Raw genomic sequence first — 22,704 nt, 5'->3', positions numbered from 1 at the left:
GGGCGGCTGAATGGGCGGGCACTGCAGGATACGAACTTCCGCGGCGGGTTCGGGTAAGAAGAATGTATGCGTACAATATCGCGTTTCTCGTCATGCTTCGCACCCAAAAAGCCGCGTAGTCAAGACGTTATGAGAGAACCCATTTTCCACGCGTCCATGCTGGCCGTTCTCGCGGCGAGCACGGAAGGCACGGATGCCAAATCTGACCCTTTCTAGGGCAAACCTTCATGTTCAGTATTCTGATCCCGACCTGGAATAACCTGCCGTACCTCAAGATGTGCGTCGACAGCATCCGGCGCCATTCTTCGTTCGAGCACGAGATTCTCGTGCACGTCAACGACGGCAGCGACGGCACGCTAGACTGGGTCCGTGAGCAGGGCATCCGCCATACGTGGAGCAAGGGGAACGTGGGTGTATGCCTCGCCGTGAACGACGTGGCGCGCCTCGCCACGACGGAGTGGATCCTGTTCATGAACGACGACATGTTCTGCACGCCCGGTTGGGATTCGGCCTTCGTCGACGCACTGCGCGAAATCGGCGAGGCGCCTGCCTATCTCGCCTCGCAGATCATCGAGCCGACCGACACCGGCAACGGCCTCGTGACGGTCGCCCACTTCGGCACGGGTCCTGCCGATTTCAACGAGGCGGGGCTGCTCGAATTCGCCGCGAAGATGAACACGGCCGACCGCAACGGCATCGCGCTGCAGCCGACACTCGTGAGCCGCGAGCTTTGGCTGCGCGTGGGCGGCTACAGCATCGAGTTCGGGCCGGGCATGAGCAGCGACGACGACTTCCTGATGAAACTCTGGCTGGTCGGCTGCCGCACGTTCCGCTCGATTGGCGCGAGCCGCATCTACCATTTCGGCTGCCGTACGACGGGACGCATACGCCGCAATCGCGGCGGCCGCGAATTCCTCCTGAAGTGGGGCGTGACGCAGCGCGATTTCAAGTACAACTACATGGCCCGCACAGCCGACGCCGCGCCGGGCACGCTTCCCAACGTGCCGCGACCCAACTTCGTGAGCCGTCTCAAGCGGGTGATCTACGCGTTCGGCCTTTACCCGACTCAGGATCTCGAAGCGTGGGAGCCCGATCTGCCCGCGCAGCTTCAACACACCGCTTCATTGACTCAACCCGCCACGCCGCGCCGCTAATCGCGCTAACGCCGACGGCGCCCTTCGGTGCCGGATCGCGCGGACTTTGCCTCGAATTGGAACAGTGCCTTAGGATTCTAGGGGTTAACCCTAGTGAGTCGTGGGCATACGATGCGTACATCGGTCGCATGCACATACCGTCGCACGTCGACCGCCTGATCCAACTGGAGGTCGTTTCCATGAAGTCCCTGATTCAAGCCGTTGCCGTCGCCGCCGTCCTTGCCGCTGCCGCTCTGCCCACCGCTTCGTTCGCGCAGTCGCACTCGACCATCACCCGCGCCCAGGTGCGCGCCGAACTCGTGCAGCTTCAGCAGGTGGGCTACCGCGTGGGCGATGGCGACAACGCTCACTATCCCGAAGCGATCCAGGCCGCCCAGGCGAAGGTCGCCGCGTTGAATGGCGCAAACAGCAGCTACGGCGGCGTGGCGAACGCCTCGCAATCGGGTGGCCGCGCCACGGTTTCGCCTGAAGACTGGAACGCGATGTACTCGCGCTAAGTCATCGCGGCGCGCGCGCTGGAGGTGAAGTCCGCGCCAGGGGAAGGGGATGCGTCAGACGGCGCGAGGCGCTTCGGCTTCGCTGCCCGCGGGTTCCGCGGCGTACGACGTTTCCTCCAGCCGCGCGAGCAGCGTGCGGGCTTGCGCGAGCGTGTCGCGCGTCATCGGCTGGAACGCGAAGTGCAGCGATTTTTCCAGCTTCGCGAAGTTGCGCCGCGTGCTGCGCGTGTAGGCGGGATCGTAGTGCTGAGCGACGAGCGTCTCGTAAAGCTCCGCCCGTCGATCTTCATCGAGCAGCTTGCACCACGATTCGATACGCTCGCGCCCGTGCAGCGGCGTGAGCTTGTTCAGTTGCTCGCGGAAATAGGTACGTTCATCAAACAAGTGCCCGTACTCCTCGAGCAGCAAGTCGATACGTTCGTTGCGCGCGACATCGAGTACGACACAAGGCGCGGCGTGGAGACTTTCGACGAGCGCCGGCGGCAGCGTGATGACGCCGATGCGCCGGCTCTCGGCCTCGACAAACACGGGGCGCGTGGCGTCGAAGCCGCGCAGCGTCTGCACGAGCGCCGTATCGAACGACTTCTGTGACGGCTGCGCCCGCTCGGGCAGCGCACCCAGCAACGAGCCGCGATGCGCGGCGAGTCCTTCGAGATCGAGCATCTGCGCGTTGGCTTGTCCCAGCGCCTTCAACAGGCGCGTCTTGCCGCTGCCGGTCGGCCCGGCCAGCACGATATAGCGAAACCCTTCGGGCAACGTGCCGAGCGCCTCTACGACCGTATGCCGGTACGCCTTGTATCCGCCATCCAGTTGACGCGCGCGCCAGCCGATCATGTTGAACCAGGCCGTCATCGAGCCGGAACGCTTGCCGCCACGCCAGCAGTAGATGAGCGGGCGCCAGTTGCGCGGACGGTCGGCGAACAGCGTGTCGAGATGCATGGCGATATTGCGCGCCACCATGGCTGCGCCCACGCGCGTCGCCTCGAAGGGCGAGTCCTTGTACATGGTCCCCACGATCACGCGCTCCTCGTTGCTGAGCACGGGCGCGTTGATCGCGCCGGGAACGTGATCCTCGGCAAATTCGAGCGGCGTTCGTACGTCGACGATCTCGTCGAATTCGCCGATCTGTTCAATGGTGACGCGCTGGTGATTCAACTGCGATGCTCCGGTGATGCCTGCAACGGCGTCGCGCTACATGAGCACGATGTCGTACTGTTCCTGACTCAAATTCGACTCCACCTGCAACGAAACCGGCTTGCCGATGAAGTCGATCAACATGGCGAGATGCTGCGACTCTTCCTCGAGAAAGAGGTCGATGACCTGCTGTGAAGCGACCACGCGAAACTCGCGCGGATTGAACTGGCGCGACTCGCGCAGAATTTCACGCAGCACGTCGTAGCAAACGGTGCGCGCGGTCTTCACCTGGCCCTTGCCGAGGCAAATCGGGCAAGGCTCGCATAGCACGTGCGCGAGCGATTCGCGCGTGCGCTTGCGCGTCATCTCCACGAGCCCCAGCTGCGAGAAGCCATTCACGGTCACGCGCGTGCGGTCGCGCGAAAGCGCCTTCTTCAGCTCCCCGAGCACCTGGTCGCGATGCTCGACGTTCTCCATGTCGATGAAGTCGATGATGATCACGCCGCCCAGATTGCGCAGACGCAATTGCCGCGCGATCGTATGCGCCGCTTCGAGATTGGTCTTGAAGATCGTGTCGTCGAAGTTGCGCGCGCCGACGTAGCCGCCCGTGTTCACGTCGATGGTCGTCATCGCCTCGGTCTGGTCGATCACGAGGTAGCCGCCCGACTTGAGGTCCACGCGGCGCGAGAGCGCGCGCTGGATTTCGGCCTCGATGTTGTAGAGATCGAACAGCGGCCGCTCGCCCGAGTAGTGATGCAGCTTCGGCAGTACGGCGGGCGTGAATTCGGTGGCGAACTCGGTGAGCTTCTGGAACGTTTCGCGCGAATCGACCTGAATGCGCGAGGTCTCGTCGTTCACGAAGTCGCGCAGCACGCGCTGCGAGAGATTCAGGTCTTGATACAGCAGGCTCGTGGCGGGCACGCGCTGCGCCTGGGCGAGTATCGTCGCCCACGTCTTGCGCAGATACGCGACGTCCGCGGCAAGCTCCTCGCTCGTGGCGTCTTCGGCGATCGTGCGCACGATATAGCCGCCTTTTTCGTCGGCGGGCAGCACGGCCGTGAGGCGCGCGCGCACCGCTTCGCGCTCGGCCTCGCTCTCGATCTTCTGCGAGATGCCGATGTGCGGTTCCTGCGGCAAATAGACCAGCGTGCGCCCCGCGATGCTCACCTGCGTGGAAAGCCGCGCGCCCTTCGTGCCGATCGGATCCTTCACGACCTGCACCATGAGCGATTGCCCTTCGAACACGGTCTTTTCGATGGGCTGATGATGCACGGGCGCATGCGCTTCGCCGGCAATGCGCGGATGCCAGATATCGGCCACATGCAGGAACGCGGCGCGCTCAAGGCCGATGTCGATGAACGCGGACTGCATGCCCGGCAGCACGCGCACGACCTTGCCGAGATAGACGTTGCCGACGCGCCCGCGCGACAGCGTGCGCTCGACGTGAAGCTCCTGTACTGCGCCTTGCTGGACCAATGCGACGCGCGTCTCCTGGGGCGTGACGTTGATCAGGATTTCTTCGTTCATGATTTGTTCTAGAAGTCGATGCCCGCGGCGCGCAGGAGGGCGGCCGTTTCGAATAGTGGCAAACCCATGATACCCGAATAGGACCCGTCGATTCGCTCGACGAATTCCGCCGCCCGGCCCTGTATGCCGTATGCGCCGGCCTTGCCGAACGGCTCGCCGCTCGCCACGTAACGCGCGATCGCGGCGGGCATCGCAGGGGCAAATCGCACGTGCGAACGCGAGACCGTGACGGGCAGACAAACCCCTTCGGCGTTCACGACGGCCACCGCGGTGAGCACTTCGTGCTCGCGTCCGGCGAGGCGCTCGAGCATCGCATAGGCTTCGGCGGCATCGTGCGGCTTGCCGAGAATATGGCCGTCGATGGAGACCGTGGTGTCGGCGGTGAGAATCGGCGCGTGCTTGTGCGCACCCGCGACGAGGCGCGCGCGGGCGGCGTCGGCCTTCGCGGCGCACACGCGCTCGACATAGACGGCGGCTTGCTCGCCGGGCAGCGCGGTTTCGAGCGCTTCGGCGTCTTCGTCGGGGCGCGGCAGCAGCAGCTCGAAGCGCACGCCGAGCTGTTGCAGCAGCTCCTGGCGGCGCGGGCTCTGCGAGGCTAGATAGACGAACGGATAGGGCGCGTTGGTGGGCATCGGAGCGTCTTTGTCGTTACGGACTTCGGGTTGACGTGCGCGCCTGCCATTCCGGGCTCAAGCGGGGGCGCAAGCGGGGCGCCGGCGCACGACGAAAAGCGGCGCGGGCGCGCTTTAAACCTGCATCACACGCGATGATAGGGGTGATTCTGCGTGATGGTCCACGCGCGGTAAAGCTGCTCGGCGAGCAGCACGCGCACCATCGCATGCGGCAGCGTGAGGGAGGACAGGCGCAGGAGCGTGTCGGCGCGCGACTTGAGTTCGGGGTCGAGGCCGTCCGCGCCGCCGATCAGGAACGCCACGTCGCGGCCGTCCTGCTGCCACAGCGGCAGCGCCTTGGCGAGCTGCATCGTGGTCCAGTCGCGGCCGTGTTCGTCGAGCGCGACAATGCGCGCGTTCTTCGGCAGCGCGGCTTCGATGCGCGTGCGCTCGGCCGCCATGACGCTTTCGGCGGACCGGCCCGACGAACGCTGCTCGGGCTTCACCTCGCGCAGCTCGATGCGCAGCTCCGGCGGCATGCGCTTCGTATATTCCTCGAAGCCCTCGGCGATCCAGTCCGGCATCTTGTGGCCGACGGCGACGATATGCAGTTTCATCGTGCGGGTCGATTGTCGTTCGCGAACGCGCTGCGCTTACTTCGCGGCTTTACGCGCAGCGCTCTTGCGCGCGGGCTTCTTGACGGCCGGCGCGGCTTCTTCGTCTTCGTCCTCGTCGTCCATCGGCTCGCTCGGGCGCGCACCCACGAAGCCCGTGTTGGCCGTGAGCTTCACGCGCACCGGCTTGTCGCCCCAGATTTCCTCGAGGTTGTAGTACTGGCGCAGCGCGGGCTGGAGGATGTGGACGACCGCGTCGCCGCAATCCACGAGCACCCATTCGCCGATGTCCTCACCTTCCGTGCTGATGATGTCGCCGCCCGCTTCCTTGACCTTCTCGCGCACGCTGTTGGCGAGCGCCTTGGTCTGGCGGTTCGAGGTGCCGCTCGCAACGACCACGCGGTCGAACAGCTCGGTCAGATGGCTCGTGTTGAAGACGCGGATGTCTTGTGCCTTGACGTCTTCGAGACCGTCGACGATGGCGCGTTGAAGTTTGCGGATGTCCATAGTTACCCGTGATGCAGATAGAGATGATGTTGAAGGATATAGTCCCACACGGCCGCGGGAAGCTTGTCGGCGGCAGTGCCGAGACGTTGCCCGCGTGCCACGCAGGCCGGCAGGTCGCGCCGGATTTCGGTCGCCGAAACGTCGAGCGCGAGCGTGTCGTCGACCAGCAGGTGCCCGTGCGGCGTGGTCGCAAGCGCGCCGGCGCCTGCGCGGCGCGCGGCGGCTTCGCGCGCGACTTCGGGCGGCAGCGCCGAAAAATCGAAGCCGGGGCGACTCGCCACGCCCAGATGCGCGAGCGCGAAAAGCTCGCGCCATTCGTGCCACGAATCGAGGTGCAGCAGTTGATCGGCGCCCATTAACAGCGTGAGCGCCGCTTTTGCGTTGCTCTCGCCGTTGACGTCGCGCCTCGCGCGCCAGCGGCGCAGCGTGTCGACCGTGTAGGTCGGGCCGTTGTGCTCGATCTCGTCGGCGTCCACCGTCACCGTCACGCCAGGCAGCGCGAGCGAGGCCGCGGCGGCGCGCGTCATGGCGAGCCGATGCTGCGCCGCGGTCACACCCGGCTTCTGCCACGGTTGCCCGGCGGGCAGCAGGATCAGCTCGTTGAGGCCCAGCACACGCGCAAAATGGCGCGCGAGCGCGAGATGGCCCTCGTGGATCGGATCGAACGTGCCGCCGAGCAGCCCGACGCGCCGTTCGAGCGCGGTGGGCGGGACGGTGAAAGCTTGCGTCACGGCGTCAGACCCAGTCGCGCACGGGCAGGAAGTCGCTGTAGAGGCGCGCTTCCGGCGTGCCCGGCTGCGGCTGCCAGTCGTAGCGCCAGGTGGCGCCCGGCGGCATCGACATGAGGATCGATTCCGTACGGCCGCCGCTTTGCAGGCCGAAATGCGTGCCGCGGTCGCAGACCAGATTGAATTCGACGTAGCGGCCGCGCCGGTACGCCTGGAATTCGCGTTCGGCTTCGCCATAGGGCGTTGCGCGGCGCTTTTCGATGACCGGCAGATACGCCTTCAGGAAACCGTCGCCCACGCTCCTGAGCATGGCGAACGCCTCGTCGAAGCCGCCGGCGGCGTAATCGTCGAAGAAAATGCCGCCCACGCCGCGCGCTTCGTTGCGGTGCTTCAGGAAAAAATACTCGTCGCACCAGCGCTTGAAGCGCGGGTACAGGTCCGCGCCATAGGGCGCGAGCGCGTCGCGGCACACGCCGTGAAAGTGCTGCGCGTCTTCCTCGAAGCCGTAATAGGGCGTGAGATCCATGCCGCCGCCGAACCAGAACACCGGCGCCTCGCCCGCCTTGGTGGCGAGCAGCATGCGCACGTTCATATGCACGGTCGGGCAATACGGATTGCGCGGATGCAGCACGAGCGAAACGCCCATCGCCTCGAAGCCGCGGCCGTTGAGTTCGGGGCGCGCGGCCGTTGCCGAGGGCGGCAAGGCGTCGCCGGAAACGTCGGAAAAGCCGATGCCCCCGCGCTCGAAGAACTGGCCTCCTTCGATGATGCGCGTGCACCCGCCGCCGCGGAGCGTCTCGCCGGGCTCTCGTTGCCAGTTGTCCGTCGCGAACGGCATGCCGTCGAAGGCGCCGAGCGTGTCGGCGATCTGCGTCTGCAGGCCAGCCAGCCAGGCGCGGACGGCGGCGCTGTCGGGGTAGGCGCTGTTAGGGGTGTCGGTCATCGATGAAATGGGGACGGCAGCGCGGGCACTGGAATCGGTTATTCGTCGGGTTATTCGTTGGGTTATTCGGATAGACCGCCCGGGGCGGCCTGACAGCGGCAGTGTAGCGCCGATTGGCGCGACGCCCGGCGCCAACGGCGGCCGCGCGGGCTGCCTGTCGCGCGCGTTTCGGGCTGCTGCGCGGTGGATGGCTTTTCGGCGTGCAAGCGGCCAGACAAAAACGCCGCGAGAGCGCCGTTGCGTAGCGGCCACGGCGCGTAGCCAGGCGGGGCTCGCATAGCCGCCCGCCTCGTTTGGGGCCGCATCGAAGCGGGCGGCCCCAACCAGGCGCTGCGCTTACTGCTTGCGCCCCGCGGCGCGATAGCCGATATCGTTGCGATACTGCATGCCGTCGAACGAGATGCGGTTCACGGTCTCGTACGCCACGCTCTGCGCGCTGCGCACCGAATCGGCGAGACCCACCACGCACAGCACGCGGCCGCCCGAGGTCACGAGCTTGCCGTCCACCCTCTGCGTGCCCGCGTGGAACGTCACCGAATCGGCGGTCTCCGCAGGAATGTCGCTGATGCGGTCGCCCTTGCGCGGCGTCTCCGGATAGTTGTGCGCCGCGAGCACGACGCCAAGCGCCGTGCGGCGGTCCCATTCGAGCTCGACCTGATTCAGCGTGCCGGCGATCGCGTGCTCCACGACCTTCGAGAAGTCGCCCTTCAGGCGCGCCATGATCGGCTGCGTTTCGGGGTCGCCCATGCGGCAGTTGAATTCGAGCGTCTTCGGGTTGCCCTGCGCGTCGATCATCAGACCGGCGTAGAGGAAGCCCGTGTAGCGGATGCCTTCCTTCTCCATGCCCGCCACGGTCGGCAGGATGATTTCGCGCATCACGCGTGCGTGCAGCTGCGGCGTGACGATGGGCGCGGGCGAGTAGGCGCCCATGCCGCCCGTGTTCGGGCCCTGGTCGCCGTCCTGCAGGCGCTTGTGGTCCTGGCTCGAGGCGAGCGCGAGCACGTGCTTGCCGTCCACCATGACGATGAAGCTCGCTTCCTCGCCCGCGAGAAATTCCTCGATCACCACGCGCGCGCCGGCGTCGCCGAGCTTGTTGTCGGCGAGCATCATGTCGATGGCCTGGTGCGCTTCTTCCAGCGACATTGCCACGACCACGCCCTTGCCGGCTGCGAGGCCGTCGGCCTTGATGACGATGGGCGCGCCGTTCTTCTCGACGTAGGCGTGCGCGGCCGTGGCGTCCGAGAAGGTCTCGTAGGCCGCGGTCGGGATGTTGTGGCGCTTCATGAACGCCTTGGCAAAGTCCTTCGAGCTTTCGAGCTGCGCGGCTTCCTTCGACGGGCCGAATACCTTCAGGCCGCGCTGGCGGAACACGTTGACGATGCCGGCCGCGAGCGGCGCTTCCGGGCCGACCACCGTGAGGGCGACGCCTTCGCGCTCGGCGAAATCGGCGAGCTCGTGGATATCCGTGATGTCGACGTTGGCGAGCCGCTCGTCCTGCGCGGTGCCGCCGTTACCGGGTGCGACGTAGACGAGCTGCACGCGCGGCGCCTGCGCGAGCTTCCACGCCAGCGCATGTTCGCGGCCGCCAGAACCGACGACGAGTAACTTCATGTGAATCCCCGAAAGACCAAGACCAGAAACAGTTGCGGCCGGCGCACAGTGCGCCGGCCGTGAAAATCGCAAGCAGGAGGCGGGGCCAAAACAGACCTCGACGCGGCCTCCCGGGCCGACGCCTTATTCCTCGGCAATCGACGCGTTGGTGTACACGTCCTGGACGTCGTCCAGGTTTTCGAGAGCGTCGAGCAGCTTTTGCATCTTCACGGCGTCGTCGCCCGTGAATTCGACCTCGTTCTGCGGCTTCATGGTGACTTCGGCCATTTCGGCCTTGAAGCCCGCGGCTTCGAGCGCGGTCTTGACCTTCGTGAAGTCGAACGGCGGGCAGACCACTTCGATCGAGCCGTCGTCGTTCGTCACGACATCGTCCGCGCCCGCTTCGAGCGCGGCGTTCATGAGTTCGTCTTCGGGCGTGCCCGGCGCGAACACGAACTGGCCGACGTGATCGAACATGAACGCGACCGAGCCGTCCGTGCCCATGTTGCCGCCGAACTTCGAGAACGCGTGGCGCACTTCCGCGACCGTGCGGGTGCGGTTGTCGGTCATCGTGTCGACGATGACGGCCGCGCCGCCGATGCCGTAGCCTTCGTAGCGGATTTCCTCGTAGTTCGCGCCGTCCACGCCGCCCACACCGCGCTGGATGGCGCGGTTGATGTTGTCCTTGGGCATGTTGGCGTCGTACGCCTTGTCCACAGCCAGACGCAGGCGCGGGTTCGAGTCGATGTCGCCGCCGCCCATGCGCGCCGCGACCTGGATTTCCTTGATGAGCCGCGTCCAGACCTTGCCGCGCTTCGCGTCAGCAGCAGCCTTCTTGTGCTTGATGTTGGCCCATTTCGAATGACCCGCCATACCTTTCTCCGTCTCACGCGCCATGCGCGTGCAGTGTGCAATGTGCTGTTGTCGTTGCGATGTTCCCGGGCGCGGCCTTCGCGCGTCGTTCGCGCGGCGCGCGTGATTTTGCGCGTGCCTCGCGCATCACGCCCGCGTAGCACCACGTGCCGGCAGGACGGGACGCAGCGCCCGTTCAGGTGGATCTGAATTTTATCACGCCGGGACCGACCGGCTTCGCCTGCCTACGTAATGCAACGCCGGACGATGGCCGGTTACGCCGCCCGCAGAGGGTGCTAAGGGGGCGGGATCGGGCGTGTCCGCGCAAGGCGGGGAAGGGGGCCAGGGCGGCCAGTTTCCCCCGGCCGCCCCTGAACAACCGCGGCGCCGCTGTTAGTTCTTCGTGCCGAAGAGCCGGTCGCCGGCGTCACCCAGGCCCGGAATGATGTAGGCGTGCTCGTTCAGATGCGAATCGAGCGACGCCACGTAGAGCTTCACGTCCGGGTGCGCCTTCTGGAACACGTCCACGCCTTCGGGCGCGGCCACCAGCGCGAGGAATAGAATGCGCTCGCCGGGCACGCCGCGGCGCTTGAGCACGTCGATGGCGTGCGCCGCCGAGTAGCCCGTCGCGACCATCGGATCGCAGAGGATGAAGGTGCGGTCCTCGAGGTCGGGCAGGCGCACGAGATATTCGACCGGGCGATGGTCGTCGGCACGATACACGCCGATATGGCCGACGCGCGCGGAGGGCACCAGCTCGAGCAGGCCGTCGGACATGCCCACGCCCGCACGCAGCACCGGCACGATGGCGAGCTTCTTGCCCGCGATCACCGGCGCATCGATTTCGACGAGCGGTGTCTTCACGCGGCGCGACGCGACCGGCAGGTCGCGCGTGATTTCATAGCCCATCAGCAGCGTGATCTCGCGCAGCAGCTCGCGGAACGTGCGCGTGGACGTGTCCTTGTCGCGCATATGCGTGAGCTTGTGCTGGATCAGCGGGTGATCGAGGATGAAGAGATTCGGGAAACGGCTGTCCTGTTTCATGGCGGGGCGCACAAGGCTGCAAGGGAATCGGAGAATCGGTCGTGCCGTTGCCGCGCGAGCCCGAAGCTCACGTCCGGGTTGTGCGGTGGCGGCGAGCACGGCCCGCCGCGCGCGGCAAGCGCTCAAGGCTTGCGAGGGCGCCGGGCCGCGCTACAGCCGCAAGTATACGGTAAGCACGCGCGGGCGGGCGCGCGCCTGGCGCGTTGCGACGCCACTTCGCGGACCGCTTGCCGGGCCTCGCGCCATCGGCCTTCCACGCGCCGCGCCCGATTCTTCTAGAATCCCAAAAAGGTCGCAGGGCGGCGCGGCGCAGGGCCTGGCCGTGTCCGTCCTGTCACAGGACGGTCATCCACGCAAAAAGGACACGAAAACGATGGACATGGGCATCGCAGGACGCAACGCGCTGGTGTGCGCGGCCAGCAAGGGACTTGGGCGCGGCTGCGCCGAGGCGCTCGCCGCCGAAGGCGTCAACGTGACGATCGTCGCGCGCACCGCGCAGACGCTGGAGGAAACCGCCGCGCAGATCCGCAGGAGCACGGGCGTGGACGTCAAGGCGGTGGCCTGCGACATCACGACCGAAGCGGGCCGCGCCGCCGCGCTCGCGGCGTGTCCGTCGCCGGACATTCTGGTGAACAACGCGGGCGGGCCGCCGCCGGGCGACTTCCGCAAGTACACCCACGAGGCGTGGATCGCGGCGCTCGAAGCGAACATGCTCACGCCGATCGCGCTGATCCAGGCCACCATCGACGCCATGATTGCGCGCGGCTTCGGGCGCATCGTCAACATCACGAGTTCCTCGGTGAAGGCGCCGATCGACGTGCTCGGCCTCTCGAACGGCGCGCGCTCGGGCCTTACCGGCTTCGTCGCGGGCGTGGCGCGCCAGGTTGCGGCCACGGGCGTCACGATCAACAACCTGCTGCCGGGCGCGTTCGACACCGACCGCATCCAGGCCACCATCGTCGCGCAGGCGAAGGCGAGCCAGATTTCGGAAGAAGAAGCGCGCGCGCGCCGCATGAAGACGATTCCGGCCGGACGTTTCGGTACGCCCGAGGAATTCGGCCGCGCCTGCGCGTTCCTCAGCAGCGTGCACGCTGGCTATATCACCGGGCAGAACTGGCTGATCGACGGCGGGGCTTATCCGGGCACCTACTGATATCCGACTCAGCGCTGGGCAGCCGCGGCGCCGCTGGCGCCGCATCACGACACGCATCACGACTATTCCGCACGCAAACCCTACGTCAAGGAGACTTACGCCATGCCAACCCGCGTCGCGCTGATCGCGCACGACCACAAGAAGGAAGACATCGTCAAGCTGGCGAGCGAATACGTCGATGCGCTGCGCCAATGCGAGATCATCGCGACCGGCACGACCGGCTCGCGCATCGAGGCCGCGACGGGTCTGAACGTCGAGCGCATGCTCTCGGGCCCGCACGGCGGCGACCTGCAGATCGGCGCGCGGCTCGCGGAAGGCAACGTCGATATCGTGATCTTCCTGCGCGACCCGATGACTCCGCAGCCTCACGAACCCGACATCAACGCGCTCGTGCGCGCATGCGACGTGCACGACGTGCCGTGCGCGACGAACATCTCGACGGCGCGCATGCTCCTCGACGTGCTCACGCTGCGCCAGAAAAACGCGGTCTGACGCGCGCGCCGCGTAGCCCGATTTCAGGAAACCAGCCAGGACAACACCAAGGAGACGTGATGACCAAGGCAATCCGTTACGACAAGACCGGTGGCCCCGAAGTGATGAAGTGGGTGGATGTCGACGTGGGCGAGCCGGGCGAGGGCGAGGTGCGCTTGCGCCAGGCCGCGTGCGGCCTCAACTACATCGACGTGTATTTCCGCACGGGACTCTATCCGCAGGCGCTGCCCGCCGGGCTCGGCATGGAAGCAGCCGGCGAGGTGACGGCGGTGGGCCGTGGCGTGAGCGCGCTGAAAGTGGGCGACCGTGTGGCTTACGTCGCGCGTCCGCCGGGTGCCTATGCGCAGGAGCGCGTGCTGCGCGCCGACCAGGTGATCAAGCTGCCCGACGCGATCAGCGACGAAGCCGCCGCTTCGATCATGCTGCAGGGCCTCACCGCGCAATACCTGCTGCGCCGCACATATCGCGTGAAGGCCGGCGACACCATCCTCATTCAGGCGGCGGCAGGCGGCGTGGGCCTGCTCGTGTGCCAGTGGGCGAAGGCGCTGGGCGCGACCGTGATCGGCACGGTGGGCTCGGACGAGAAGGCCGCGATTGCAAAGGCGCACGGCTGCGATCATCCGATCGTCTACACGCGCGAGGACTTCACGGCACGCGTGCGCGAGATCACGAACGGTGCGGGCGTGCCCGTGGTGTACGACTCGATCGGCAAGGACACTTACACGAAATCGCTCGACTGTCTCGCGCCGCTCGGCATGTTCGTGAGCTTCGGCAATGCTTCGGGGCCGCTGCCGGCGATCGATTCGTCGGAGTTCGCCGGGCGCGGCTCGCTCTTTTTCACGCGTCCGACGCTCTTCACGTATATGGCCAAGCGTGCCGACTACGAGGCGATGGCCGCCGAGCTGTTCGACGTGGTGTCTTCGGGCAAGGTCAAGACGTCGATCAACCAGCGCTACGCGCTCGAGGACGTCGGGCAGGCTCATGCCGATCTCGAAGCGCGCAAGACCACCGGTTCGACCGTGCTGATCCCGTGACATAACAATTGATGCACTGCCGCGCCGCACGGGGCATGCCATCGGCGCCGGCGCATTGATTCGACCTTTACGTTCCTTGACTCCGTCATGGAGACCCAAAAGGCGCGCAACGCCACCGTTGCGCGCCTTTTTTCTTTGCGCCCCGGCCCGTGATCGCGCCCGCGTTTACGCGTTTTTTATACCAGCGGCGAAACCTTTGATCCGGATTTAATGCCGCAGCGGGTAACTTTCAGCCATCCGTCATCCGCGAATGGAGAACACGACAATGGATGTGCTGTATATCGGGGGGCTGGTGGTTTTCGCCGCGCTCACTTACGCGTTGATCGCGGGCTGCGAGAAGCTGATGCAGTACCGCCGCGATCAAGGTGCGAAGGGGGTGCGCGCATGACCTGGATCTTCTGGCTATCGGGGGCGGCAACGCTGTTGCTGTTCGTTTATCTCGTCCATGCGCTCCTGCGCGCGGAGGATATCGAATGAACGCCAACACACTGCTCCAGGCGGGGCTTTTCCTCGTCATCCTGCTCGCGCTCGCGGTGCCCGTATCGGGCTACATGACGCGCGTGCTCGACGGGCGCTCGCGCGTCGTGCGGCTCTTTGCGCCGCTCGAAAACTTCCTCTATCGCATCGCCGGCGTCGATCCGCAGGCCGAGATGAACTGGAAGCGCTATGCGCTCGCCACCATCTCGTTCAACGTGCTCGGCGTGGGCTTTCTCTATGTGCTGCTGCGCATTCAGGGCTGGCTGCCCGGCAACCCGCAGCAGTTCGGCGCGATGACGGTGGACGGCGCGTTCAACACGGCCGTGAGCTTCGTCACCAACACCAACTGGCAGGACTACACGCCCGAGCAAACGGTGAGCTATCTCACGCAGATGCTCGGCCTCACCGTGCAGAACTTCCTGTCGGCGGCGACGGGCATCGTGGTCGTGATCGCGCTGATTCGCGGCTTTGCACGCCACTCGATGCAGACCATCGGCAACTTCTGGGTCGACCTCACGCGCACGACGCTCTACATCCTCGTGCCGATGTCGGCGATCATCGCCGCGCTCCTGATGAGCCAGGGCATGATCCAGAACTTCAAGGCGTATCAGGACGTGCCGGTGCTGCAAACCACGACCTATGCCGCGCCGAAGGTCGATGCCCAGGGCAACCCGGTGAAGGACGCGAAGGGTAATCCCGAGACGGTGGACACGAAGGTCACGTCGCAAACGCTCGCCATGGGCCCGGTCGCCTCGCAGGTCGCGATCAAGATGCTCGGCACCAACGGCGGCGGCTTCTTCAATGCGAACTCGGCGCATCCGTACGAGAACCCCACGCCGGTCTCGAACGTCATCGAAATGTTGTCGATCCTGATCATTCCAGCCGCACTGTGTCTCGTGTTCGGCAGCGTGGTGGGAGACCGCAGGCAAGGCGTCGCGGTGCTCGCGGTGATGACGGTGGCGTTCGCCGTGGCCGTGGGCGGCGTGCTATCCGCCGAGCAGTCGGGCAATCCGATGTTCACGACGCTCAACGTCGACCAGCACGCAAGCGCGCTGCAGGCCGGTGGCAACATGGAAGGCAAGGAAACGCGCTTTGGCATCGCGCAAACGGGCATCTTCGTGGTCGCGACTACGGCGGCTTCGTGCGGCGCCGTGAACGCGGCGCACGACTCGCTCACGCCGCTTGGCGGTCTCGTTCCGATGCTCTTCATCCAGCTCGGCGAGGTGATCTTCGGCGGTGTGGGTTCGGGTCTCTACGGCATGCTCGTGTTCGCGCTGCTCGCGGTGTTCGTGGCGGGGCTCATGATCGGCCGCACGCCGGAATATGTCGGCAAGAAGATCGAGTCGTTCGAGATGAAGATGGTCTCGATCGTCGTGCTGCTCACGCCGCTGCTCGTGCTGCTCGGCACCTCGATCGCAGTGCTCGCCGACGCGGGCAAGGCCGGTATCGCCAATCCGGGCGCGCATGGCTTCTCCGAGATCCTGTACGCGTTCAGTTCGGCCGCCAACAACAACGGCAGCGCGTTCGCCGGCCTTACCGTGAACACGCCGTTCTATAACTGGCTGCTCGCCATTGCCATGTGGTTCGGCCGCTTCGGGACCATCGTGCCGGTGCTCGCCATCGCGGGTTCGCTCGCGAGCAAGAAGCGCATTGCAGTGACGGGCGGCACGCTGCCCACGCATGGCCCGCTCTTTGTCGTGCTGCTGCTCGGCACGGTGCTGCTGGTCGGCGCGCTCACTTATGTGCCCGCGCTCGCGCTCGGTCCCGGCGTCGAGCATCTGATCATGATGGGCGTGCATTGAACGGGGGCCTTCGCAACATGAGCGAAACGAAAATGAATCAGCATAGTGCAACTCGGTCCATGTTCGATCCGGCGCTGGTGCGTCCGGCCATCGTGGACTCGTTCAGAAAACTCAATCCGCGCACGCAGTTGCGCAACCCGGTGATGTTCTGCGTCTACGTGGGCAGCGTGCTCACGACGATCCTCTGGATCGCGGCGCTCGTGGGGCAGGCCGAAGCGCCCGCGGGGTTCATCCTCGCAGTCGCGCTCTGGCTGTGGTTCACGGTGCTGTTCGCGAACTTCGCGGAAGCGCTCGCCGAAGGGCGCTCGAAGGCGCAGGCGGCGTCGCTTCGCCAGGCCAAGAAAGACGTCATGGCCAAGAAGCTCAACGAGCCGCATCCGAAGGCGCCGATCCGCATCATGACGGCGTCCGATCTGCGCCGCGGCGACGTGGTGCTCGTCGAGACCGGCGACACGATTCCGGCCGACGGCGAAGTGATCGAAGGCGTGGCATCGGTGGACGAATCGGCCATCACGGGCGAATCCGCGCCGGTGATCCGCGAGTCGGGCGGAGACTTTTCCTCGGTGACGGGCGGCACGCGCGTGCTCTCCGACTGGATCGTCGTGCGCGTCACGGCGAACCCGGGCGAAGCGTTCCTCGACCGCATGATCGCGATGGTCGAAGGCGCGAAGCGCCAGAAAACGCCTAACGAAATCGCGCTCACGATCCTGCTCGTCGCGCTGAGCATTGTGCTGCTGCTTGCCACCGCGACGCTGCTGCCGTTCTCGATGTTCTCGGTCGAAGCCGCGAAGATGGGCCACGTGGTCACGATCACGGCGCTCGTGGCGCTGCTCGTCTGCCTGATTCCGACGACCATCGGCGGTCTGCTTTCGGCGATTGGCGTGGCCGGCATGAGCCGCATGATGCAGGCCAACGTGATCGCGACTTCGGGCCGTGCGGTGGAAGCCGCCGGTGACGTGGACGTGCTGCTGCTCGACAAGACCGGCACGATCACGCTCGGCAACCGCCAGGCGTCGATGTTCGTGCCAGCGCCTGGCGTGACCGAAGAAGTGCTCGCGGATGCCGCGCAGCTCTCGTCGCTCGCCGACGAAACGCCGGAAGGCCGCAGCATCGTCGTGCTCGCGAAGCAGCGCTTCAACATTCGCCAGCGCGACATGCATTCGCTGCACGCCGTGTTCCTCGCCTTCAGCGCCCAAACGCGCATGAGCGGTGTGGACATGCCCGGCCGCGAGATCCGCAAGGGCGCCGCCGACGCGGTCAAGCAATACGTCGAAACCCATGGCGGCCGTTTCCCCGGCGAAGTCGACAACGCCGTGGACGATGTGGCCCGCCGCGGCAGCACGCCGCTCGTGGTGGCCGAAATGCATGACGGCACCGCGCGCGTGCTCGGCGTGATCGAGCTGAAGGACGTCGTGAAGGGCGGCATCAAGGAGCGTTTCGCCGAGCTGCGCAAGATGGGCATCAAGACCGTGATGGTGACGGGCGACAACCGCCTGACCGCCGCCGCGATCGCCGCCGAAGCCGGCGTCGATGACTTCCTCGCGCAGGCCACGCCTGAAACCAAGCTCGCGACGATCCGGGAGCACCAGGCGCAAGGCAAGCTCGTGGCGATGACGGGCGACGGCACCAACGACGCCCCGGCGCTCGCGCAGGCCGACGTGGCCGTGGCGATGAACACGGGCACCCAGGCCGCGAAGGAAGCGGGCAACATGGTCGACCTCGACTCGAACCCGACCAAGCTCATCGAGATCGTCGAGATCGGCAAGCAGATGCTCATGACGCGCGGCTCGCTCACGACGTTCTCGATCGCCAACGACGTCGCGAAGTACTTCGCGATCATTCCGGCGGCGTTCGCTTCGACGTATCCGCAACTGCGCGTGCTCGACGTCATGCATCTGACGTCGCCCTCGTCGGCGATCCTGTCGGCGGTGATCTTCAACGCGCTCATCATCGTGATGCTGATTCCGCTCGCGCTCAAGGGCGTGAAGTACCGGCCGCTCGGCGCCGCGACGCTGCTGCGCCGCAACCTGCTGGTCTACGGCCTCGGCGGCATTCTCCTGCCGTTCCCGTGCATCAAGCTGATCGACATGGTGCTCGCCGCGTTGGGCTGGGTCTGAGCCGCGCAGACAGACACACACGGATAGATACATAGGAAGCCAAAATGAAATCGCAGTTTCGTCCTCTGATCGTGATCTTCGCCGTGCTAACGGTCATCACCGGCCTCGTGTATCCGGCCGTGATGACCGCGTTCGGCCAGGCCGCGTTCCACCGCCAGGCCAACGGCAGTCTGGTCGAAGTCGACGGCAAGGTGGTGGGCAGCGCGCTCATCGGCCAGCAGTTCGACGCGCCCCAGTACTTCTGGGGCCGTCTCTCGGCCACCTCGCCGATGCCGTACAACGCGACGAGCTCGGGCGCCTCGAACCTCGGGCCGACCAACCCGGCGCTCGCCGACGAGGTTAAAGGCCGCATCGCCGCCCTCAAGGCCGCGGGTACCGATATCTCGCAGCCCATCCCCGCCGACCTCGTGACGTCTTCGGGCAGCGGACTCGACCCCGAGATCTCGCCGGCCGCGGCCGCCTACCAGGTGGCGCGCGTGGCGCAAGCGCGCCATATGAGCGCGAACGACGTGCAGGCGCTCGTGGACCGCAATACGAAGGGCCGCCAGTTCGGCCTCTTTGGCGAGCCGCGTGTGAACGTGCTCGAGTTGAACCTCGCGCTCGACGGCAAAGAGGTGAGCTGAACGAGAGCGCTGAGCCGCACCGCACGCTCGACGCCTGGCGCGTCGAGCGTGCGGTTTGCCATTTCCGTGCCACGGTGAGACGATCTTTCGTGCGCGAGGCGCAACCCACCTGATATTCATCCCGATTTCCGCATGAACCGCCCCGATCCCGACGAACTGCTCGACCGGCTGCAGCGCGACGAAGAAAAACGCCGCCGCGGCAAGCTGAAGGTTTTCTTCGGCGCGTCAGCCGGCGTCGGCAAGACCTATGCAATGCTGCAGGCCGCGCGCCGCCGCGCCGAAGAAGGCGTGGACGTGGTGGTCGGCATTGTCGAGACGCATGGGCGCAGCGAGACCGCCGCGCTCACCGCCGGCCTCGAAGTGATGCCGCGCCAGCGCATTGCCTACCGCGGGCGGCTGCTCGAGGAGTTCGATCTCGACGCCGCGCTCGAACGCAAGCCGCAGCTCGTGCTCGTCGACGAGCTGGCGCATTCGAACGTGGCCGGCGCGCGTCACATGAAGCGCTGGCAGGACGTGTACGAACTGCTCGACGCGGGCATCGACGTTTATACGACCGTCAATGTGCAGCACCTCGAAAGTCTCAACGACGTGGTGGGGCAGATCACGGGCATTCGCGTCTGGGAGACCGTGCCCGACCGCGTGTTCGACCGCGCGGACGAAGTCACGCTCGTCGACCTGCCCGCCGAAGAACTGCTCGACCGCATGCGCGACGGCAAGGTCTACATGCCGGCGCAGGCCGAGCGCGCGGTGCGCAACTTCTTTCGCAAGGGCAACCTGATCGCGCTGCGCGAGCTTGCGCTGCGCCGCACCGCCGACCGGGTGGACGCGCAGATGCGCGAGTATCGTGCCGACCGCTCGATCCAGCATGTGTGGCAGGCGCGCGAGCGCCTCGTCGTCTGCGTGGGGCCGGGGCCCGAGGCGAACGCGCTGGTGCGCGCCGCCGCGCGTCTCGCCGCGAGTCTGAAGGCCGACTGGATCGCCGTGTACGTGGAGACGCCGAAGCTCCAGCGTCTGCCCGACGCGACGCGCGAGCGCACGCTCGGCGCGCTCAAGCTCGCCTCCGAACTCGGCGCCGAAACGGCGACGCTCGCCGGCGAGGACGCCGCGACCACGCTGGTCGGCTACGCGCGGCTGCGCAACGTGTCGAAGCTCGTGGCGGGCGGGTCGCTGCGCACGGGCTTGTCACGCTGGGTGAAGCGCCCGTTCGGCGAGCGCCTGGCCGAGAAAGCCGGCGACGTCGATCTCACGCTCGTGCGGGCGAGTGCGGGCGAAGCCGTGCGTGGGGGCAGCGAGCCAGGAGGTACGGCCAGTGCCGCCACGCGAGCTGCCAACGCCTGGCGCGATGCGCTTGCGGCCGGGGGCACCGAGCGCTCGCCGCCGCGCGCCTACGCGGCCGCGCTCGTGATCTGCGCGTGCGTGACGCTCATCGCGAACCAGCTGATCGACCGCATCGATCTCGCGAATCTCGTCATGCTGTATCTGCTCGGCGTGATCTTCGCGGCGACGAAGCTCGGGCGCGGGCCGGGCGTGATGCTCTCGTTTGCAAGCGTCGCGGCGTACGACTTTTTCTTCGTGCCGCCGCGCATGTCGTTTTCGGTCTCCGATACGCAATACCTGCTGACTTTCGTCGGCATGCTGCTCACCTCGCTCGTCATCAGCCATCTCACGTCGAGCCTGCGCCGCGAGGCGAGCGTCGCGCAGCGGCGCGAGCAGCGCACCGGCGCGATGTACGCGATGGCGCGCGAGCTGGCCGCGGCGCTTACCACCGAGCAGATCGTGGCGATCGGCAGCCGCCACGTGAGCGAGGTGTTCGGCGCGCGCGTGGCGCTGCTCCTGCCGGATAGCGTCGACAAGGTGCAGCAGAAGATCGAGGAGCCCGATCCGAAGATCATGCTCGAAGCCGAGAACCTCGACATCGACGTGGGCCAGTGGGTGTACGACCAGCAAAAGCCCGCGGGCAACGGCACCGACACGCTGCCGGCGGCCGTGGCGCGCTACTTGCCGCTCAAGGCGCCGATGCGCACGCGCGGCGTGCTCGCCGTCGTGACGCGCGACGCGCGCGAACTCCAGGTGCCCGAGCAGCAGCGCATGCTCGACGCGTTCGCCGCGCAAATCGCGCTCGCGCTCGAGCGCGTGCACTACGTGGACATCGCGCGCGACGCGCTCGTCAACATGGAGTCGGAGCGGCTGCGCAACTCGCTGCTCTCGGCCATCTCGCACGACCTGCGCACGCCGCTCACGACGATCGTCGGTTTCTCGTCGATGCTCGCGCAAACGCACGAGCCCGAGGATGCGCGCGACTCGCGCTCGGGTGAGCTGATCGAGGCGATTCACGACGAGGCGCTACGCATGACGGGCATCGTCACGAACCTGCTCGACATGGCGCGGCTGCAGGCGGGCAGCCTCAATCTCAATCGTCAGTGGACGCTGCTCGAGGAAACCGTGGGCGCCGCGCTCGCTGCTTGCCGCCGCGTGCTCGCGCGGCACCCCGTGCAGGTGAAGCTGGAGGAAGGCCTGCCGCTGCTCCAGCTCGACGCCGTGCTGATGGAGCGGCTCTTCTCGAACCTGCTGGAGAATGCGGCCAAGTACACGCCCGCCGACACGCCGCTCACCATCGCGGCGCGCCGCGTGGAGGAGGGCGGCCAGCCGTTCGTGCGCGTCTCGGTCGAGGATAACGGGCCGGGACTGCCGCCCGGCATGGGCGAGCGCGTGTTCGAGAAGTTCACGCGTGGCGAGAAGGAGTCGGCCAAGCCCGGCATCGGGCTCGGACTCGCCATCTGCCGGGCGATCGTCGAGGCGCACGGGGGTACAATCGGCGCGTCCAATCGCGTTGCCGCGGATGGCCATGTGGAAGGCGCGACGTTCTGGTTCGCGCTGCCCGTAGAGTCGCCGCCGCCGCTGCCCGCCGATGTGACCGATGCGCCAGAGGCACACGAAGCGCTCGAGCCGCTCGAGCCCGCCGCAGAGGAGGCCGTCCCGCGGATGCCCGCCGCACGGGAGGCCGTCCCACGGATGCCCGCCACACGGGAGGCCGTCCCACGGATGCCCGCCGCACGGGAGGCCGTCCCCCCCAAAACCATCGATCCGAAATCCGCAAATGAGTGACCCGAGCATCGCCGTCGTCCTGATCGAAGACGAAAAACAGATTCGCCGATTCGTGCGCGCAACGCTGGAGGGCGAGGGCATCGTCGTGCACGACGCCGAGACCGGCAAGCAGGGCCTCGTCGAGGCCGCTACGCGCAAACCCGATCTCGTGATCGTCGATCTGGGCCTGCCCGACACCGACGGCCTCGACGTGATCCGCGAACTGCGCGGCTGGAGCGATCTGCCCGTGATCGTGCTGTCGGCGCGCACCCAGGAAAGTGAGAAAGTGGCCGCACTCGACGCTGGCGCCGACGACTACCTCACGAAGCCGTTCGGCGTGTCGGAGCTGCTCGCGCGCATTCGCGCGCAGCTACGGCGGCGCAACCGCGGCGGGGCGAACGAGGCGCCCCAGGTGAGCTTTGGCGCCGTGAACGTCGATCTGGGCCTGCGCCAGGTCACGCGCGAAGGCGCGCCCGTGCATCTCACACCGATCGAGTACCGCTTGCTCGCCACCCTCGTGCGCGACGCGGGGCGTGTGCTCACGCACCGGCAACTGCTGCGCGAGGTCTGGGGGCCGTCGCACGTGGAGAGCAGCCATTACCTGCGCATCTACATGGCGCATCTGCGGCAGAAATTAGAGCGCGATCCCGCGCAGCCGGAGCACATCATCACGGAGACGGGCGTGGGATATCGGCTGGTCGGCGTACAGTAGGCCTACACT

Annotated in this window: 22 protein-coding genes; 12 read left to right on the top strand and 10 right to left on the bottom strand. The window is 66.5% G+C overall.

Annotation, left to right across the window (positions count from 1 at the left end; translation table 11 throughout):
• The first annotated feature begins 227 nt into the window (after positions 1-227).
• Both A3CW_RS0123325 and A3CW_RS0123320 read left to right on the top strand, forming a co-directional pair.
• Entirely contained in the window at positions 228-1,154 is a 927-nt protein-coding gene (locus tag A3CW_RS0123325) for a glycosyltransferase family 2 protein (protein ID WP_028205725.1), read from the top strand.
• Between the two features lie 179 nt (positions 1,155-1,333).
• Positions 1,334-1,651 carry a DUF4148 domain-containing protein gene (locus A3CW_RS0123320; protein WP_028205724.1) on the top strand — a complete coding sequence of 106 codons (318 nt, stop codon included), beginning with the start codon at positions 1,334-1,336 and terminating at the stop codon, positions 1,649-1,651.
• Between the two features lie 54 nt (positions 1,652-1,705).
• Here A3CW_RS0123320 and mnmH read toward each other — a convergent pair whose 3' ends face one another.
• The 10 genes from mnmH to upp all read right to left on the bottom strand — a co-directional run bounded on the left by mnmH (position 1,706) and on the right by upp (position 11,201).
• Positions 1,706-2,806 (bottom strand): tRNA 2-selenouridine(34) synthase MnmH, encoded by a 1,101-nt coding sequence (gene mnmH, locus A3CW_RS0123315; RefSeq protein ID WP_028205723.1) that lies wholly within the window; start codon positions 2,804-2,806, stop codon positions 1,706-1,708.
• 36 nt (positions 2,807-2,842) lie between these two features.
• Entirely contained in the window at positions 2,843-4,312 is a 1,470-nt protein-coding gene (gene rng / locus A3CW_RS0123310) for a ribonuclease G (RefSeq protein ID WP_028205722.1), read from the bottom strand.
• A gap of 8 nt (positions 4,313-4,320) precedes the next feature.
• Positions 4,321-4,944 carry a Maf family protein gene (locus A3CW_RS0123305; protein WP_028205721.1) on the bottom strand — a complete coding sequence of 208 codons (624 nt, stop codon included), beginning with the start codon at positions 4,942-4,944 and terminating at the stop codon, positions 4,321-4,323.
• Between the two features lie 125 nt (positions 4,945-5,069).
• Complete coding sequence (gene rlmH, locus A3CW_RS0123300; protein ID WP_028205720.1) at positions 5,070-5,540, bottom strand: 23S rRNA (pseudouridine(1915)-N(3))-methyltransferase RlmH; 471 nt, start codon at positions 5,538-5,540, stop codon at positions 5,070-5,072.
• Between the two features lie 36 nt (positions 5,541-5,576).
• Positions 5,577-6,044 carry a ribosome silencing factor gene (rsfS, locus tag A3CW_RS0123295; RefSeq protein WP_028205719.1) on the bottom strand — a complete coding sequence of 156 codons (468 nt, stop codon included), beginning with the start codon at positions 6,042-6,044 and terminating at the stop codon, positions 5,577-5,579.
• Between the two features lie 2 nt (positions 6,045-6,046).
• Entirely contained in the window at positions 6,047-6,775 is a 729-nt protein-coding gene (locus tag A3CW_RS0123290) for a nicotinate-nucleotide adenylyltransferase (RefSeq protein ID WP_028205718.1), read from the bottom strand.
• Positions 6,776-6,779: 4 nt separating this feature from the next.
• Positions 6,780-7,715: an oxygen-dependent coproporphyrinogen oxidase gene (hemF, locus tag A3CW_RS52465; RefSeq protein ID WP_028205717.1), complete on the bottom strand. Its 936-nt coding sequence runs from the start codon at positions 7,713-7,715 to the stop codon at positions 6,780-6,782.
• A 336-nt stretch (positions 7,716-8,051) separates the two neighbouring features.
• Positions 8,052-9,326 (bottom strand): phosphoribosylamine--glycine ligase, encoded by a 1,275-nt coding sequence (gene purD / locus A3CW_RS0123280; protein ID WP_028205716.1) that lies wholly within the window; start codon positions 9,324-9,326, stop codon positions 8,052-8,054.
• A gap of 123 nt (positions 9,327-9,449) precedes the next feature.
• Positions 9,450-10,178, bottom strand: a complete 729-nt coding sequence (locus tag A3CW_RS0123275; protein ID WP_028205715.1) for a YebC/PmpR family DNA-binding transcriptional regulator — start codon at positions 10,176-10,178, stop codon at positions 9,450-9,452.
• 372 nt (positions 10,179-10,550) lie between these two features.
• Positions 10,551-11,201: a uracil phosphoribosyltransferase gene (upp, locus tag A3CW_RS0123265; RefSeq protein WP_028205714.1), complete on the bottom strand. Its 651-nt coding sequence runs from the start codon at positions 11,199-11,201 to the stop codon at positions 10,551-10,553.
• A gap of 373 nt (positions 11,202-11,574) precedes the next feature.
• On the opposite strand from upp, the gene A3CW_RS0123260 reads away from it, so the two are divergent.
• The 10 genes from A3CW_RS0123260 to kdpE all read left to right on the top strand — a co-directional run bounded on the left by A3CW_RS0123260 (position 11,575) and on the right by kdpE (position 22,695).
• A complete protein-coding gene (locus tag A3CW_RS0123260) occupies positions 11,575-12,354 on the top strand; it encodes an SDR family oxidoreductase (protein WP_028205713.1) in 780 nt (259 codons plus the stop codon).
• A 102-nt stretch (positions 12,355-12,456) separates the two neighbouring features.
• A complete protein-coding gene (locus A3CW_RS0123255; RefSeq protein WP_028205712.1) occupies positions 12,457-12,846 on the top strand; it encodes a methylglyoxal synthase in 390 nt (129 codons plus the stop codon).
• A 59-nt stretch (positions 12,847-12,905) separates the two neighbouring features.
• Positions 12,906-13,880: a quinone oxidoreductase family protein gene (locus A3CW_RS0123250; protein WP_028205711.1), complete on the top strand. Its 975-nt coding sequence runs from the start codon at positions 12,906-12,908 to the stop codon at positions 13,878-13,880.
• Positions 13,881-14,145: 265 nt separating this feature from the next.
• Positions 14,146-14,268: a hypothetical protein gene (locus tag A3CW_RS0123245; protein WP_028205710.1), complete on the top strand. Its 123-nt coding sequence runs from the start codon at positions 14,146-14,148 to the stop codon at positions 14,266-14,268.
• Positions 14,265-14,357 carry a K(+)-transporting ATPase subunit F gene (gene kdpF, locus A3CW_RS0123240; RefSeq protein WP_027819619.1) on the top strand — a complete coding sequence of 31 codons (93 nt, stop codon included), beginning with the start codon at positions 14,265-14,267 and terminating at the stop codon, positions 14,355-14,357. The genes A3CW_RS0123245 and kdpF overlap by 4 nt, the downstream gene beginning before the upstream one ends.
• Entirely contained in the window at positions 14,354-16,159 is a 1,806-nt protein-coding gene (kdpA, locus tag A3CW_RS0123235) for a potassium-transporting ATPase subunit KdpA (RefSeq protein ID WP_028205709.1), read from the top strand. The genes kdpF and kdpA overlap by 4 nt, the downstream gene beginning before the upstream one ends.
• A 32-nt stretch (positions 16,160-16,191) precedes the next feature.
• Positions 16,192-18,276, top strand: a complete 2,085-nt coding sequence (gene kdpB / locus A3CW_RS0123230; RefSeq protein WP_028205708.1) for a potassium-transporting ATPase subunit KdpB — start codon at positions 16,192-16,194, stop codon at positions 18,274-18,276.
• Between the two features lie 44 nt (positions 18,277-18,320).
• Positions 18,321-18,899 carry a potassium-transporting ATPase subunit KdpC gene (gene kdpC / locus A3CW_RS0123225; RefSeq protein ID WP_028205707.1) on the top strand — a complete coding sequence of 193 codons (579 nt, stop codon included), beginning with the start codon at positions 18,321-18,323 and terminating at the stop codon, positions 18,897-18,899.
• Positions 18,900-19,031: 132 nt separating this feature from the next.
• Positions 19,032-22,004, top strand: a complete 2,973-nt coding sequence (locus A3CW_RS47295) for a sensor histidine kinase (RefSeq protein ID WP_081771770.1) — start codon at positions 19,032-19,034, stop codon at positions 22,002-22,004.
• Positions 21,997-22,695 (top strand): two-component system response regulator KdpE, encoded by a 699-nt coding sequence (gene kdpE, locus A3CW_RS0123215; RefSeq protein WP_028205706.1) that lies wholly within the window; start codon positions 21,997-21,999, stop codon positions 22,693-22,695. The genes A3CW_RS47295 and kdpE overlap by 8 nt, the downstream gene beginning before the upstream one ends.
• The last annotated feature ends 9 nt before the right edge of the window (positions 22,696-22,704 follow it).

The sequence above is a fragment of the Paraburkholderia nodosa DSM 21604 genome, from assembly GCF_000519185.1.
GTDB lineage: Bacteria > Pseudomonadota > Gammaproteobacteria > Burkholderiales > Burkholderiaceae > Paraburkholderia > Paraburkholderia nodosa.
Note: the sequence above shows the minus strand (reverse complement) of the source record. Positions and strands in the feature narration are given on the sequence as shown.